Annotated in this window: 13 protein-coding genes and 1 tRNA gene; 7 read left to right on the plus strand and 7 right to left on the minus strand. The window is 68.2% G+C overall.

Features of this window, described 5'->3' with window-relative positions; translation table 11 throughout:
• Positions 1–13 precede the first annotated feature (13 nt).
• The 3 genes from E6A21_RS02645 to E6A21_RS02655 are packed head-to-tail and all read left to right on the plus strand — an operon-like array spanning position 14 to position 2,519.
• Entirely contained in the window at positions 14–895 is an 882-nt protein-coding gene (locus tag E6A21_RS02645) for a sulfurtransferase (RefSeq protein WP_171041229.1), read from the plus strand.
• Positions 892–2,094: an NAD(P)-dependent alcohol dehydrogenase gene (locus tag E6A21_RS02650; protein ID WP_138442546.1), complete on the plus strand. Its 1,203-nt coding sequence runs from the start codon at positions 892–894 to the stop codon at positions 2,092–2,094. Before E6A21_RS02645 ends, E6A21_RS02650 begins: the two co-directional genes overlap by 4 nt.
• Entirely contained in the window at positions 2,091–2,519 is a 429-nt protein-coding gene (locus E6A21_RS02655) for an HIT family protein (RefSeq protein WP_138442547.1), read from the plus strand. The genes E6A21_RS02650 and E6A21_RS02655 overlap by 4 nt, the downstream gene beginning before the upstream one ends.
• Before the next feature lie 16 nt (positions 2,520–2,535).
• On the opposite strand, the gene hrpA is transcribed toward E6A21_RS02655, so the two are convergent.
• Both hrpA and E6A21_RS02665 read right to left on the minus strand, forming a co-directional pair.
• Entirely contained in the window at positions 2,536–6,687 is a 4,152-nt protein-coding gene (gene hrpA / locus E6A21_RS02660) for an ATP-dependent RNA helicase HrpA (protein ID WP_138442548.1), read from the minus strand.
• 77 nt (positions 6,688–6,764) lie between these two features.
• On the minus strand, positions 6,765–7,016 hold the full coding sequence (locus E6A21_RS02665; RefSeq protein ID WP_246036141.1) for a Rossmann-fold NAD(P)-binding domain-containing protein: 252 nt from the start codon (positions 7,014–7,016) through the stop codon (positions 6,765–6,767).
• 642 nt (positions 7,017–7,658) lie between these two features.
• Between E6A21_RS02665 and E6A21_RS02670 the strand changes: the two genes are divergently transcribed.
• From E6A21_RS02670 to E6A21_RS02680, 3 genes are read left to right on the plus strand one after another with little or no spacing between them, the layout of a single operon-like run.
• Complete coding sequence (locus tag E6A21_RS02670) at positions 7,659–8,597, plus strand: ABC transporter ATP-binding protein (RefSeq protein WP_171041230.1); 939 nt, start codon at positions 7,659–7,661, stop codon at positions 8,595–8,597.
• A 1-nt stretch (position 8,598) separates the two neighbouring features.
• Positions 8,599–9,336 (plus strand): hypothetical protein, encoded by a 738-nt coding sequence (locus E6A21_RS02675; RefSeq protein WP_138442550.1) that lies wholly within the window; start codon positions 8,599–8,601, stop codon positions 9,334–9,336.
• 35 nt (positions 9,337–9,371) lie between these two features.
• On the plus strand, positions 9,372–9,770 hold the full coding sequence (locus E6A21_RS02680; protein ID WP_138442551.1) for a hypothetical protein: 399 nt from the start codon (positions 9,372–9,374) through the stop codon (positions 9,768–9,770).
• A gap of 72 nt (positions 9,771–9,842) precedes the next feature.
• On the opposite strand, the gene E6A21_RS02685 is transcribed toward E6A21_RS02680, so the two are convergent.
• The 5 genes from E6A21_RS02685 to E6A21_RS02705 all read right to left on the minus strand — a co-directional run bounded on the left by E6A21_RS02685 (position 9,843) and on the right by E6A21_RS02705 (position 13,243).
• A tRNA-Arg gene (locus E6A21_RS02685) sits at positions 9,843–9,918 on the minus strand.
• Between the two features lie 108 nt (positions 9,919–10,026).
• Positions 10,027–10,269 (minus strand): DUF2630 family protein, encoded by a 243-nt coding sequence (locus E6A21_RS02690; RefSeq protein WP_138442552.1) that lies wholly within the window; start codon positions 10,267–10,269, stop codon positions 10,027–10,029.
• Positions 10,270–10,325: 56 nt separating this feature from the next.
• The gene (locus E6A21_RS02695; protein WP_342777839.1) at positions 10,326–11,858 is read right to left on the minus strand and encodes an oxidoreductase; all 1,533 of its coding nucleotides are present in this window, start codon (positions 11,856–11,858) and stop codon (positions 10,326–10,328) included.
• On the minus strand, positions 11,855–12,721 hold the full coding sequence (locus E6A21_RS02700; RefSeq protein ID WP_138442553.1) for an FAD:protein FMN transferase: 867 nt from the start codon (positions 12,719–12,721) through the stop codon (positions 11,855–11,857). Before E6A21_RS02700 ends, E6A21_RS02695 begins: the two co-directional genes overlap by 4 nt.
• Positions 12,722–12,730: 9 nt before the next feature.
• Positions 12,731–13,243, minus strand: a complete 513-nt coding sequence (locus tag E6A21_RS02705; protein WP_246036142.1) for an FMN-binding protein — start codon at positions 13,241–13,243, stop codon at positions 12,731–12,733.
• A gap of 161 nt (positions 13,244–13,404) precedes the next feature.
• Between E6A21_RS02705 and E6A21_RS02710 the strand changes: the two genes are divergently transcribed.
• Positions 13,405–14,703 carry an MFS transporter gene (locus tag E6A21_RS02710; protein WP_138442554.1) on the plus strand — a complete coding sequence of 433 codons (1,299 nt, stop codon included), beginning with the start codon at positions 13,405–13,407 and terminating at the stop codon, positions 14,701–14,703.
• Position 14,704: the final 1 nt, after the last annotated feature.

Raw genomic sequence — 14,704 nt, forward strand, 5'->3', positions numbered from 1 at the left:
TAGGGTGAGATCGATGAGCACCCAGCAGCAGGTCCTGATCACTGTCGACGAGCTCAGGCGCCGCCTCGACGAGGACCAGCGCACGGTCCTCCTGGACGTCCGCTGGTCGCTCAACGGGCCGCCCGGACGCGAGGCGTATGCGTCGGGGCATCTCCCCGGAGCGGTCTTCGTGGACCTCGAGCACGAGCTCGCTGTCCCGGTAGAGCCCGGGAGCCCTGAAGATGCCGCGGGCGGGCGGCATCCCCTTCCGACGCCCGAGGGCTTCGAAGCGGCGGCGCGGCGATGGGGCATCGAGGACGGGGACGTCGTCGTCGCCTACGACGATTCGTCGGGCCAGTCGGCTGCCCGGGCCTGGTGGCTCCTCAGGGACGCCGGCTTCGAGAGTGTGTACCTCCTTGACGGGGGTCTTCGCGCGTGGCGCGCTGCCGGCCTGCCGTTGAGCGAGGGCATCGAGACGCCGAGCCTTCCCGGTACCGTTCATCTCGACAGTGGAAGGCTTCCCACCATCGACGCGGATGCGGCCGCGGCCTTCCCGGGGGTACTCCTCGACGCGCGGGCTCCCGAGCGCTACCGCGGCGACGTCGAACCGGTTGATCCCCGGCCGGGCCACATCCCGGGGGCGGTGAGTGCCCCGACGGCGCGGAACCTTGCCGAAGACGGCAGCTTTCTGCCCGCCGACGAGCTCAGGCGCCGATACGCGGAGCAGGGCGTCGAGCCCGGGAGCGCGGTCGCCGTCTATTGCGGCTCGGGCGTTACCGCCGCGCACGAGATCGCGGCGCTCGCCATCGCGGGAATCGACGCCGCCCTCTATCCGGGGTCCTTCTCGCAATGGTCCAGAGACCCCTCCCGGCCCGTCGCGAGAGGGCCGGAGGATGGGATAGCTTCGACAGTATGAGCCCCGGACGCCCTGTCATGCCCAGCGCGGAGAAGGTCCGGCGTACGCTGGCCGACCAACGCGGCGGGTCGCCGTCGACCGATCGGCGCGAAGCGGCAGCGTACGGTGCGACGTCTTCCCGGAGTGGTCTGGTGCCGCTCGTGATCGAGCGGCGGGAGCCCAAGCCCGACGACGTGGAAATCGACATCGAGTTCTGCGGCCTGTGCCATTCCGACGTGCACGCGACGCGCGGCGAATGGGGGGAGCGCCCTTGGCCGCTCGTTCCGGGGCACGAGATCGTGGGCCGCGTGCGTCGGGTGGGAGCGGACGTCCAGTCGTTCGCCGCGGGGGACAGGGTCGGGGTCGGCTGCATGGTCGATTCCTGCGGTGAGTGCGAGAACTGCCTCGACGGGGTCGAGCAGTTCTGCGACCGCGGCAGCGTCCTCACGTATGGCTCCGTCGACGCGCGCAATGGCGGCGGGATCACGCAGGGCGGCTACTCGCAGCGGATAGTCGTCACCGAGAGGTTCGTGGTGCGCGTCCCCGAGGCGCTGGACCCGGCCGCTGCGGCGCCCCTCCTGTGCGCCGGGATCACGACGTATTCCCCCCTGCGCTACTTCGGTCTCGAACCCGGCGAAAGGGTGGGCGTCGCAGGGCTCGGCGGCCTCGGGCACCTGGCCGTCAGACTCGCCAAGGCAATGGGCGCGGAGGTGACGGTCTTCACGCGCTCCGGCGCGAAGGCCGAGGCCGCCCGCGGTCTGGGGGCCGACGACGTCGTCGTGACCTCCGATCCAGCGGCGCTCGCCGCCGCCGAGCGCACGCTCGACCTCGTCATCGACACCGTCGCCGCGCCGCACGACGTCAACGCCTACCTGCGGACTCTCCGGCTCGACGGCGCGCTCTTCCAGCTGAGCCTTCCCTCGGGGACCATGGCGCCCGTCGATCCGGGGCTGCTCATCCGCCGGCGCCTCTCCTACGCTGGCTCCCTCATCGGCGGGATCGCGGAGACGCAGGAGATGCTGGAGTTCTGCGCCGAGCACGGGGTCACAGCGGACATCGAGCTCGTCTCGGCCGACGGGCTCAACACCGCCTTCGATCGCATGGTCGCGGGCGACGTCGCCTACAGGTTCGTCCTGGATGTTGCGACCCTCGGCACAGCGGTCAGAGAGACGACGGGTTCTACGGAGGCCTCGACCGAGGCCGAGGAAAGGCAGGCATGAGCACAGTCTTCACGCGAATCATCGAGGGAGAGATCCCCGGGCGCTTCGTCTGGAACGACGACGATGTCGTCGCGTTCCTGAGCATCGGCCCACTCGCGGACGGGCACACGCTCGTCGTGCCCCGGGAGGAGGTGGACCGTTGGACTGACGCGTCACCGGACCTTCTCACGAAGGTGATGCTCGTGGCGCAGAGGATCGGGCAGGCTCAGGTCGATGCCTTCGAGGTCGAGCGCGCGGGCATGATCATCGCCGGCTTCGAGGTCCACCACCTGCATGTCCACGTCTGGCCCGCTACTTCCGAGGCCGAATTCAACTTCCAGCGGTCACAGCACGACCCCGACCCGGCCGCCATGGACGCGGCCGCGGAGCGGCTCCGCCGGGCCCTCCGCGACGCAGGCCACGGCCAGTTCGTCCCGGAGTCCTAGGCCGCCCGGCTCGGCCTCACGCCGGCGCGAGCGCCTCGCCGAGCGCCTGCCGCACGCGCTTCTCGGAGACCTTCCCCGCGGTCCCGAGTTCGACGGCGAAGAGGCTCACCCTGAGCTCCTCGATCATCCAGCGCACCTTCTCGAGCTTCGCTCGATTCCGGCCGGTGGGCGCGAGGGCGGCCGCGGCATCGTCGTAGTCGTCCTCCAGCCCCTGGACGGTCGCCATCGCGACCGCGTCCCGCTGGACGTTCGCCGGCATCTTCTCGAGTCGGTGCTCGATCGCCCGAAGGTAGCGGGGGAGGTGCACGAGCTGGGCATAGCCCGTCCGCGCGACGAAGCCGGGGTAGACGAGCTGCTCGAGCTGCGCCTTGATGTCGTTGAGCCCGCTCACGAGGGCCAGGCTCGTCGTTCCCCTGAGCTGCTTCGCGATGCGGCTGGCCGACGCGAGGACCTCCTCGACGATCGCGGTCACGGCGAAGACGGTGTCGATGAGCTCGGCACGCACATGGTCGTAGAGAGCGTCGAACGCCGCGCGGTCCCACGGGAGCTCGGCGGGGACGAGGCGGTCGATCGAGGCGAGAACGCAGTCGGCGATGAGGTCGGCCACGCTCCCGTGGGGGTTCTGGCTGAACGTGAGCTTCTCGCGGTTGTTGAGGTGCTCGATGACGTACCTGTCGGGCGGGGGGACCCGGAGCGCGAGGAGGCGGATGACGCCGCCGCGGTGGGCCTGCAGCTGGTCATCCTCGCTCTGGAACACGCGCAGGCCCGCGCTGCCTCTGGCCTTCGGCTGGCCCTTGCTGCCGCGGCCCTCGTCGACCAGGGCGGGATACCCGGTGACCGTGTGGCCGGCGACGACGGTGCTGGCCGTGCGCGGGATCGTTCCGACGCTCCACTCGGTGAGGCCAGTCCGTTCGGTGAGGCCGGTCCGTTCGGTGAGGCCCGTCCGCTCGGCCAGCTCGGAGCGTCCGGCCGCCCCGACCCCGTCGCCGCCCGTCGTCGGCTGTGCTGACGGGCTGCCCAGCGCGGACGACGGCGAGCCGCCGCTTCCGGCGTTCGTGGCGGCTCGCTCGCCCCGTCGCTTCGAGGGCTGTGCAGACTTGGGCGTCGCGCCGAGCGATTCGGCGATCGCCCGGCGAGTGGCGGGCGCGAGCTGCTCTTGGAGCGCGACGAGGTCCTTGCCGGACCCGAGCACCTTTCCCCGCGCGTCGACGACGCTGAACGAGATCTTGAGGTGGGCCGGCACTGCCTCCCAGTTCCAGGAGCCCGGGGGCACGATCTGGCCCTTGATCCGGCGGAGGGCGAGTTCGAGCGACGGCTCGAACTCGTCCCGCTGCGGGTCGAAGTCCGAGTCGAGCACGGCGACCGCCTGACGGGCGACGTCCGGTGCAGGGACGAAGTTCTTGCGCACCTGCTTGGGGAGCGACTTGATGAGGGCCGCGACGAGCTCGGCCCGCAGCCCCGGGATCTGCCAGCGGAATGGCTCGGGATCGAGCTGGTTGAGGAACAGGACAGGGACCTCCGCGGTCACGCCGTCGTTGGGGTCCGGGGTTCCGCCGGGGACGACCGGCTGGAACTCGTAGCTCAGCGGCAGCTCGAAGGATCCCTGCCGCCAGACCTTGGGGTAGGCGTCGTCGTCGACGTCCTCCGCCCGCTCGCTCAGGAGCAGCGCACGGTCGAAGTCCAGGAGGTGCGGGTCCTCTTCCTTGGCCTTCTTCCACCATGCGTCGAAGTGGCGCTCCGAGACGACCGTCGCGGGAAGCCGTTCGTCGTAGAAGTCGAAGAGCGTTTCGTCGTCGACACGGAGGCCGCGGCGGCGCACGCGCGTCTCGAGTTCGTCGACCTCCTCCAGGAGCTCCCGGTTGCGCCGGAAGAACGCGTGGTGCGTGCGCCAGTCACCCTCGACGAGGGCGTGCCGGATGAAGAGCTCGCGGGCGAGGACCGGATCGATGCGGCCGAAGTTGACGCGCCTCTGCGGCACGACGGGCACACCGTAGAGGGTGACCTTCTCGTACGCCATGACGGAGCCCATGCGCTTGGACCAGTGCGGTTCGGAGTATGAGCGCTTCACGAGGTGGGGGGCCACGAGCTCAGCCCACTCGGGGTCGATCTTGGCAGCCGTCCGCGCCCACAGGCGGCTCGTCTCGACGAGTTCCGCCGCCATGACGTAGGTGGGGTTCTTCTTGAACAGTGCCGAGCCCGGGAAGATGGCGAAGCGGGTTCCGCGAGCGCCCGCGTATTCGCGCTTGCGCTCGTCGAGGAGTCCGATGTGGCTCAGGAGGCCCGCAAGAAGCGAGATGTGGACCGCGTCGTGGTTCCCCACGGCATCGGTCTCGCGCCCCTGGCCCAGGCTGATGCCGAGGGGCCGGGCGAGCTGCCTGAGCTGCTGGAACAGCTCCTGCCACTCCCGGACACGGAGATAGTTGATGAATTCTGCCTTGCAGAGCCGGCGGAACGCCGAAGAGGAGAGCTCGCGCTGCTTCTCCTGGAGGTAGTTCCAGAGGTTGAGGTAGGCGGAGAAGTCCGAATTCTCATCCCTGAAGCGCGCGTGCTTCTCGTCGGCCTGCTGTCGCTTCTCGGTGGGGCGCTCACGCGGGTCCTGGATGGTGAGAGCCGCGGCAAGGACCATGACCTCCCGGGCGCAGCCCCGCTTCGAGGCCTCGACGATCATGCGCCCGAGCCGGGGGTCGACGGGGAGCTGGGCGAGCTGGTGGCCGACGGCGGTCAGTCCGCCCGGCCTGCCGTCCCCCCTGCCGCGGGCCCGGCCGTTGGCCGCGCCGCCGCGCCGCCCGTTCTGGGCTGGCTCCGGTTCGGAGCCGGGCTCCGCAAGGGCCCCGAGTTCGCGGAGGAGCAGGACGCCGTCGTTGACCGCGCGGCTCTGCGGCGGTTCGACGAACGGGAACGCCTCGACGTCCTTCGGTCCGCGGGCGATGCCCATCGCGGTCATCTGGAGGATGACGGCGGCGAGGTTGGTCCTCAGGATCTCAGGGTCCGTGAATTCGGGCCTCGAGAGGTAGTCCTCCTCGGAGTAGAGGCGGATGCAGATGCCTTCCGAGACGCGGCCGCAGCGCCCCGCGCGCTGGTTCGCGGAGGCCTGCGAGACCCGCTCGATCGGGAGCCGCTGGACCTTCGTGCGGTGGGAGTAGCGCGAGATGCGGGCGGTTCCGGTGTCGATGACGTACTTGATCCCCGGGACGGTCAGGGACGTCTCGGCGACGTTGGTCGCGAGGATGATGCGCCGCCGTCCGCCTGGCGTGAACACGCGGTGCTGCTCCGCGAGCGAGAGGCGTGCGTAGAGCGGGAGAATCTCCGCCCCCGAGAGGCGACGGTTCGACTGGATGCGCGTGCCGAGCGCGTCGGCGGCGTCGCGGATCTCGCGCTCGCCCGAGAAGAAGATGAGGATGTCGCCCGGATCCTCGCGGGAGAGCTCGTCGACCGCGTCGCACACTGCATCGAGGGGATCGCGGTCGTCCTCGAGCGTGTCGTCGGACCGCGCGACGCTCGACTCGTCGTCGTCCGCCGTGCCTGCCGCTCCGTAGGAGGGCTCGGCGACGAGCGGGCGGTAGCGGATCTCGACGGGGTAGGTCCGCCCGGAGACCTCGAGCACCGGGGCCGGCTCGCTCGTTCCGCCGGGCAGATCGCGCGCGAAGTGCCGGGCGAACCTCTGCGGGTCGATGGTCGCGGAGGTGATGATGACCTTGAGGTCCGGCCGCTGGGGCAGGATCCGCCTGAGGTAGCCAAGGATGAAGTCGATGTTGAGGCTGCGTTCGTGCGCCTCGTCGATGATGATCGTCGAATAGCGACGGAGGAGACGGTCCCGCTGGATCTCGGCGAGCAGGATGCCGTCGGTCATGAGCTTGACCTTCGTCTGGGGTCCCACTTCGCCCGTGAAGCGGACCTGGAACCCGACCTCCTGGCCCAGCTCGACGCCCAGCTCTTCCGCGATGCGCTCGGCAACCGTGCGGGCCGCGAGCCGCCTTGGCTGGGTGTGGCCGATCAGCCCCTTCTCGGCGAGGCCGAGCTCGAGGCACATCTTGGGGATCTGGGTTGTCTTCCCGGAGCCTGTCTCGCCCGCGATGATTGTGACCTGGTTCGCGGCGATGGCCTCCATGAGCTCGTCGCGCCGTTCTGAGACCGGCAGAGCGCTGGGGTACGTGATCGTCAAGGCCATGGCTGATCCAGTCTAGTTGGCCCTTCCAAATTCCTAGGCTTCTACGCTGGCGCCCACTCGAGCTGCGCGAGGCTGGTTCACCAGACGGCATCGCCTCGCAGCACAACGTCGCTTCCGCCGTCGACGTAAATGATCTGCCCGCACACGTGCGTGTTCTCCTCGCCGCCGAGCCACGCGTCCGCTGCTGAGAGCAGGCCGACGAGTTCTTCATCGCTCGGCATGAGGGCTGCCATCGACGAGACCAGGACTGCCCGCGGCGAGGGAGAGCCGAGCAGAAGCGGGCGGAGCCCGTCGAGTCTTGCGACGGTGCCGAAGAAGTTCACTGCCACGGTGGTCGAGGTCGGGGCGGCAAGGCCCGCGACGGCGAAGACGGCGTCGATCGTGACATGAGTCCTCCCATCCTTGTTTCTTTACGAGGTGGATGCTTGTGGGCTGGATTCCGCCGACGGGGCGGCATCGCCCACAGCCCCAGAGTCGCTCTTAGCGGGGATTTGGTTCAGAGGCGTAGGTCCCGGAATGCGGCTAACCACCGGCAGACCAAGGAACAGCTTGTATTTGTAGTGGCAGATGCTTGTATTTTCGACAACTTGAATTTGACAGCGGCGGTCCGATCGCATCACGATCTATCTGACAAGCACCAGAGCGAATCAATGGGGGACACGAATGGTGTCAGCAGCAAGAGCCTCTAATCCAGTCCGAACCCGGGCTATTGCCGCCGCTTTGGCCGCGGCTGTCCTTCTTTCGACGCCTACTGCTGGACGACTTACCTCTGGAATTCGATAGTCAGTGCCGTTAGGTCGGGGTGGTCGTCCTTCGTCGGCTGGTGGAACGGTCTGAACGGCTGGGTGCGCGGTGTATTTAGCTGGTTCGCCAAGAATTTCGACGGGCATCTTTGATGCAGCGCTGGGTGTGCTGATTCTTGCGTTTCTCGCCGTCTGGCTCAAGAGGGCGAAATGGAAGGAGGTGTCCCGATGAAACTCGAGGTCGAAGACATATCCAAGTCCTACGGGCGGATTCAAGTCTTGAGCCACGTGAGCTTCTCGTGCGACGCGGGAACGATCATGGGTTACATCGGGCCAAATGGCTCGGGAAAATCCACCACTCTCAAGGTGATCGCCGGCCTTGTACGCCCCGATGCGGGCCGTGTTCTCATCGATGGCCAGCCCTATCGGTCGCTCGAGAATCCGGGCCGGAAGGTTGGCTTTCTTCTGGACCCGGGAGCGCACCATCCAGGAAGATCCGTGCGAGAGACGGTCACGCTCGCGGCCATGATGATGCGTCTCCGTAGAAGCCGAGTGGATGCGGTGTTGACTGAAGTCGGCCTTGCATCTGTGCCGGCGCGGAAGGTAGGCGCCCTCTCCCTTGGGATGCGTCAGCGCATGAGCCTCGCCATTGCGCTCCTCGGAGAGCCCGAGGTTCTGGTTCTGGACGAACCGGCAAACGGCTTGGATGTCGAGGGAATGACGTGGCTCAAGAGGCTGCTGCGTTCGCTTGGGGACAAAGGCACGGCAGTCGTCGTCTCAAGCCACCTGCTGAACGAATTGGAGACCTACGTCGACAGAGCGGTCATCCTCGATCGCGGCCGTGTGGTGTCAGATCAGATCATGCGGCGCGGGGCCGTGAGCGAGTGGACCTTTGTCAGCGGCCCTGATTTGGATGAGATCGAAAAGGTTCTTGTTGCCGAGGGATTCGAGCACCGTCGAGGGGACGAGCCATCCGCTGGTCCAGGATTTCGGGTTCGCCGTACGGCGAACGAAATTGGCGAGGCAATGTGGTCGCGCCGAGTCAGAGTGAACCATCTCGGCCCAGCTGCAGCAGTGACGCTTGAGGCTCAGTACGGCGCGGTCACGTCACCACAATTCAGGGCCGGTTCCATTGAGCACACCATCGGCGACGGGAAGGAAACCTAAGATGGCAGCCTTCCTTTCGGGGCCCCTTGCCGTTGCTGTTCGGGTGGAGTCACGGAAGCTCGTGGACACTCGGAGTGCACGCTGGCTCCTCGTGGCGATGATTCTCGTCGGCCTGACGGTGATCACTCTCGCGGCGGGACTGGCTGTCGAAAGAGGCGGCGTCTTGGAAGTGTCCCTCCTCTTGATGGGATTGGCACTTCCAGGAGCCATCGTCGCGCCCCTGCTTGCTATCCTTTCGGTGACTTCGGACTGGCAGCACAAGGACGTGATGACTTTCTACGTTCTGCAGCCGAGGCGGCTCGTGATCTTGGGCGCGAAGTACATCGCGGTCACACTTTTTGCGACGGCGGTCATGGCGGCAATCTGCCTCCTGGCGGTGCTCGTCGCGGTGGTGCTCGCGGGATCCTCCAGCCTCGAGGTTACCTACGCGGGCCTCGGGCAGGGGCTCTGGTACGCCGCCTGCGCCGTTCTGATTGGTTCGATCTCGGGCGCCGCAGTCGCTTCAGCCCTTATGTCAACGCCCTTGGCCGTTGTGGTCGTCCTGATCCAGTCCACAGTCGCCGATCTCTTGATCGGGTTGGTCCCCAATATCCCGACGTCGTATGTGCAGTCTTCAACGTTTTCCAATTTCCTCAGCGAAGGCGGCGAGGTTCTTCCCGCCCTGAGCTCGGCGATGATCTGGATTCTGGTGCCGGCAGCAGTTGGAGCATGGCGGCACAGGCGGAGGGACGTGAATTAGGCAGGAGGTTGGCTGGGACATGACGAGAGGGTGTTATGGATAGAACACAAGCGAAAGAACTTGCCTCGGCACTGCGCAAACGTGGCGTCGGCGAGTCCGCGCTTCCGGGCTTGCTCGCGAAGGCAGACGAGATTTCAGTGGAGCAAGGCGATCGCTTCCGGCCCTGTCTCTTCGCCGAGCAGGTCCCGCGTTCGAAGCATCAGTCAACAGGAAAGATGCTTGGGAACCTTGCGGCGTATTTCGCAATCCTCGCCCTCGGCGTGCCTCTCGCAGTCAAGCTGCTGACGGGGGCGTCCTTGGGGCTGCGCGGACAACTCGCCTATCTGTGGTGCGTGATGGTGATCCTGCTCGCGCTGGTCCTCACGGCCGCGAGCCTGGACCGAAGGCTGCCTGCGGGATGGAAGCCGCAAGGCGATCCAGAGCGTAAGGCGTGAACACGGCCTCGCCGAAGTCGTTGCCTCTCATTGCCAAGAAGGCCCCGCCGACCGAGTCGGCGGGGCCATTCGTGGTGCCCTCGATAGGATTCGAACCTACGGCCTTCTGCTCCGGAGGCAGACGCTCTATCCCCTGAGCTACGAGGGCCCGTTCCTGGGAACTCATCGAGCTTATCAGGTGCCCACCCCAGCCGTGCAAACCGGCCGGAGGGCAAAGCGCTACGCCGTCGTGAGGGCCGGCTGCCTGCCGAGGAGCCTACTCGAGGTAGTTCTCGACGACCTCGGGGGAGCGGGGAGCTGCCTCCTTCGGGTTCTCGCCGTACTGCCGCTTGGCGCGGCGCTGCCGCAGGAGGTCCCAGCACTGGTCGAGCTCGGCCTCGACGGAGGTCAGTCGCCGGTGCTCTTCGTCTTCGGAGATCTTGCCGTCGGCGAGCGCCGAGCGCAGGCCGTGCTCTTCCTCGATGAGTTCCTTGATGCGGCTCTGGATGTCCTGGTCCATGTTCACTCCTTCCGGAAGGGATTTCCGGTGGTCAGCCTACGCCGACCGCCCGCTCGTCAGTAGCCCGAGAAGGCGTCCCGGCGGACATGGCGAGCCCCCGCCTTGCGGAGCGCCTTCGCCACGGCTCCGACGAACGCCGGCGGCCCGGACACGTACGCTGTGCGTGCAGCGATATCGGGCACGAGCTCTCGGAGCCTTGCGGCGGTGAACGGGGCAGAGCCCGCGTCCTCGGCGAACGGGGCGGGAGCGCCGCCGTCGGACGTCCGTACGATGACCCTCGCCCCCGAGGTGCGCAGGACGTCGGCGTACCCCAGTTCCGCGGCGCTCGGCACCGAGACGACGAGGACGACGTCGCGCTCCTCGCCCGAGCTGCGGGCAGCCCGCAGCATTGAGGCGAACGGTGTGATTCCGATTCCTCCCGCGACCAGCAGAACGGGCTCCTCGATGCTGCGAGGCAGCACGAAGTCGCCACCGACCGCGGCGAGATAGGCCGGTTGGCCGGGGGCCAACTCCAGGAGCGAGCGCTTGGAACGGGAAATCGGCGGCGCCGTGCTGACGCCGAAGGCCACAAGGTCTGACGACGGGGCACTCGTGAAGCTGAACGTCCGGCGGCTGCCGCCCCCGGCCATGCCGCCGCCGGGAAGCGACAGCTCGGCATACTGCCCGGGTGCGAACCGCACGTGCCGGGACGGGAGGAAGACGAACTCGTGCGAGGCAGGCGTCAGTTCGCGCCTCTCGACGAAACGGAGTCCCGCGCCGCGGGTCAGCCCGAAACCGAAGGACAGGAGGTTGCCCAGCAGCAACGCCGCTTCCGGCGAGGTCGAGAGGGGCCCCACAGCGAACGGCAGAGCGTAGGCCACGCCGATCACGGCGGCATAGCCATACCGGTAGGAGCGGCGCCCGGGCATCGTGAGCGGCTCCGAGAGCATGAAGCCTGCGAAGAACACGAGGGGGCCCTGGAAGATCGCCTGCGGGAGGGAGGAGAGCGGACTCACCCCCACCTGGGCGAGGACGGCCGCCGAGACTCCGAGGGCGACGAGCGCGAACAGGCCCGCCATCGCGAGGCGCTGGGCGCGGTAGAGCACGAGGAGCGCGCCCGGAAGGACGACCCACAGCATTGCGGGCGTCCCCACCCACCACACGGCCGCGCCCCACCCCGTGAACCCGACCACGAACGCTCCCAGGGCAGCGGGATTGAACACGTGCCGACCGCGCCAGGCCAGGAGGTACTTGGACAGGGTCGCGATGGCGCACGCGAGTGCCGTGACGGCCAGATCGAGGGGCGCAAGGCTCGGCCAGAACAGGAAGTAGAGCAGCAGTCCGGTGACGAGCGCCGAGTCGGCCTGCGGCGCCACCCGGACGGCGGCGGCGACGAGCCGGTTGAGGCCGTAGGACGTGGCTACGCACACCAGAACGGATGCGAGCATGGCCGGAGCGCTGAACGGGAGCGAGCCCAGCGCGCCGAGCAGCACGCTGTACGCCGCGAGCACCGCGAGCACCACGACGACGAGGCGGTACGTGCCGATTCGCCCGATGGCGGCCGCGAGCCGCATCCTTGCGGCGACAGGGGCTGAGACGGCGGGGGTCACGAGAAGAGCCCCTCCAGGAAGACTTGGCTGCCTTCGGCGTGACCGTCGGAGAAGACCTGGAGCCACTCGGGCGCCGCGTCATGGAATTCGGCCGCGAGCACGGCGCCCGGCGCCACGAACAGCGCCGTGGCGAGAGCGTCGGCGGTCATCGCGTCCGCGGCCATGGCCCACGTCGCGACGATGGACCGCACCGGCGCACCGGTCCGAGCGTCGAGCAGGTGATGGAATCCGTCTCCCCACGCCCTGCGATTCCCTGCCGACGCGCACAGGGCACCACGGGCCAGTTCGACTACCCCGATCGCTTCCTCTGGGTCGTAGGGGTGCTCGAGCGCGGCCCGGATCGGGTCCGCACCGGCGTGCAGGATGTCGCCGCTTCCATCGACCACATACGCGTCGTGACCGGCGTCGTCGAGGATGGTGCCGAGACGGTCGACGAGCAGCCCCTTGCCCGCAGCACCGATGTCGAGCACGGCAGGGTGGGCGAGGACGACGACGACCCCATCCCAGACGTGGTCGTCGTCCCAGAGCGGTGCAGGTTCGGGAGCCCCCGTCGGCACGAGTTCGTAGTGCGGACCGTAGCCGAGCCGCTCGAGGCTCGAGCCGATCCACGGGCTCATCGCGCCTTGCGTGACCCTGTAGAGCCGGGCGTACAGGCGGGCGAGCTGCTCGCTCTCGGCTGGCATGTCCCACCGGCCGCCGTTCGCCCGCATCTGGGCCACGAGGGAGTCAGGTCGGAACCGCGACCACACCCAGTCGAAGCGCTCGGTCTCCCTCAGCAGTTCCTGACGGACACCGGGGCCCAGCTGGCGCGTGGTCCGCACCTCGAAACGGGTCCCGAGGGCGTCGAAGGCGAAACTCTCCACGGCCCCGACCTAGGACGCCTCGCGCTTGATGACCGTGACGGCGTCGTTGAACCCCTGCCCGGTGAGCGAGGAGCCGGAGACCACTCCGACGTTGAGGCTGTCGAGCTTCTTTCCGACGACCAAGTCCTTGATGCCCGACGCGAAGTGCTTCTGATAGAGGCGCGTGTTGGCGCTCGTCGGATGCTCGATGATCTGCACATCCGTCACGACGCCCGACTTCAGAGTGAGGGCGACGCCGATCGTCTCCGGACCGTTCGGCGAGACGTAGTGGCCGTCGGCACAGAAGGTGCCGTCTCGGTACGGCGATGCTCCGGCGGCGCTGGACGCGGCGGCGCCCGCGGATGCTGTCGGCGCACTCGCGCACGCCGCGGGACTCGTGGTCGAGTCCGGCGCCGCTGCCGCGCCCGACGGTGCACACCCCGCCACCGCCCCGACGAGGGACGCGCCCGCGAGAGTGGTCAGGACGGCCTTGCGCGCGGGGAAGGAAGTCGGGCGGACGGCGGACACGGGTGAGGCTGGCATGGATGTGCTTCCTAGGATGAGCGGAAATTCTCCAGCTTTAAACGTAGCCCCGGGAGACTCGGTTCACGCGCGCCGCCTTCTGTGCGCAGGCTATGAGGCCACCGACGGAACCCTGACAACGCCACCCGACTTGCGCCTTCCCGCTGCTGTAACGTCGTGGGGTGAGCGAACCAGGGACACGAGCGGACGAGACGGACAGCGCGGGAAGCCGAAGGACCCTGGGACGCGGCCGACTCCTCACTGGTGCAGGCATCCTCATCGTGGCGTTCACCCTGCGGACCGCCGTGACGAGCGTTTCCCCGCTCACCGGCGCCATCTCCCACGACCTCTTCCTTCCCACCTGGCTCGTCGGCGTCCTCGGAATGATCCCGACCGCGCTCTTCGGAATCGCGGGTCTCGTGACGCCCCTCCTCATGCGCAGGTGGAGCGTCGAGGCGCTCGCGGTGGCGGCGATGGCCGCGGCGGCCCTCGGCCAGGCCGTACGGGCGCTGGCCCCCGAGACGGGCGTCTTCCTTGCCGGCTCGGCGCTCGCGCTCGCGGGCATGGGCGCCGGCAACGTCGTCCTGCCGCCCATGGTCAAGAAGTACTTCCCGCATCGGATCGGCCTCATGACCGCCCTCTACGTGACGGTCATCAGCCTGGGCACCACGGTTCCGCCGCTCCTTGCCGTTCCCGTTGCGAACGCCGGTGGATGGCGCCTCTCGATCGGCTGGTGGGCGCTCGTCAACGTCGTCGCCGTCGTCCCCTGGCTGACCGTCTGGCCGCCCCGCGGCGCAGAACGCAAGGCCCATGCCGCCCGGGCGGCCTCGGCCGGCGGCCCCAGATCGGTCGTCCGCCCCTGGCGCTCGCCGGCCGCATGGGCGCTTGCGCTCATGTTCGGCATCACGTCGCTCAATACGTACACGATGTTCGCGTGGCTCCCGCAGATTGCCACTGGCGCGGGCCTGAGCACGGGCCAGGCCGGAGTGCAGCTCGCGATCTTCTCGGGCATCGGGCTCCCGCTCAGCCTCGTCGTCCCACTGCTCGCGGGAAGGATGCGCAATCCCTTCCCCATCGTGGCCTTCGGGCTCCTGTCCTTCGTATGCGGCTACCTCGGCCTGTGGCTCGCGCCCGCTACGGCCACCTGGCTCTGGTCCCTGCTCGCGGGCCTCGGTCCCGCGACGTTCCCCCTCTCGCTCGTCCTGATCAACCTGCGGACGCGCTCGCACAGGGCCTCCGGCGCGGTCTCCGGCTTCGCGCAAGGGGTGGGATACCTGCTCGCCTGCGCGGGGCCGCTCTTCGCCGGCATCCTGCACGACGCAACTGGAGGCTGGACCGCTACCTTCGCATTCCTCGGCCTGACCCTCGTGGTGCTTGCCGTTGCGGGTTGGGTAGTGTGCCGCCCCCGCTATATCGACGACGATCCAGGCGTCGTGGAGGCCCTGCAGTTTCAGGGCCGAGGGGCCCCGCCGGTAATCTAGG

Source organism: Sinomonas susongensis, assembly GCF_005877005.1.
Classification (GTDB): Bacteria; Actinomycetota; Actinomycetes; order Actinomycetales; family Micrococcaceae; genus Sinomonas; species Sinomonas susongensis.

Excerpts from the sequence above, each read along its gene's own strand:
- E6A21_RS02645 (WP_171041229.1), top strand. The coding sequence starts at position 14 with ATGAGCACCCAGCAGCAGGTCCTGATCACTGTCGACGAGCTCAGGCGC.
- E6A21_RS02650 (WP_138442546.1), top strand. The coding sequence starts at position 892 with ATGAGCCCCGGACGCCCTGTCATGCCCAGCGCGGAGAAGGTCCGGCGT.
- E6A21_RS02655 (WP_138442547.1), top strand. The coding sequence starts at position 2,091 with ATGAGCACAGTCTTCACGCGAATCATCGAGGGAGAGATCCCCGGGCGC.
- hrpA (WP_138442548.1), bottom strand. The coding sequence starts at position 6,687 with ATGGCCTTGACGATCACGTACCCCAGCGCTCTGCCGGTCTCAGAACGG.
- E6A21_RS02670 (WP_171041230.1), top strand. The coding sequence starts at position 7,659 with ATGAAACTCGAGGTCGAAGACATATCCAAGTCCTACGGGCGGATTCAA.
- E6A21_RS02675 (WP_138442550.1), top strand. The coding sequence starts at position 8,599 with ATGGCAGCCTTCCTTTCGGGGCCCCTTGCCGTTGCTGTTCGGGTGGAG.
- E6A21_RS02680 (WP_138442551.1), top strand. The coding sequence starts at position 9,372 with ATGGATAGAACACAAGCGAAAGAACTTGCCTCGGCACTGCGCAAACGT.
- E6A21_RS02690 (WP_138442552.1), bottom strand. The coding sequence starts at position 10,269 with ATGGACCAGGACATCCAGAGCCGCATCAAGGAACTCATCGAGGAAGAG.
- E6A21_RS02705 (WP_246036142.1), bottom strand. The coding sequence starts at position 13,243 with ATGCCAGCCTCACCCGTGTCCGCCGTCCGCCCGACTTCCTTCCCCGCG.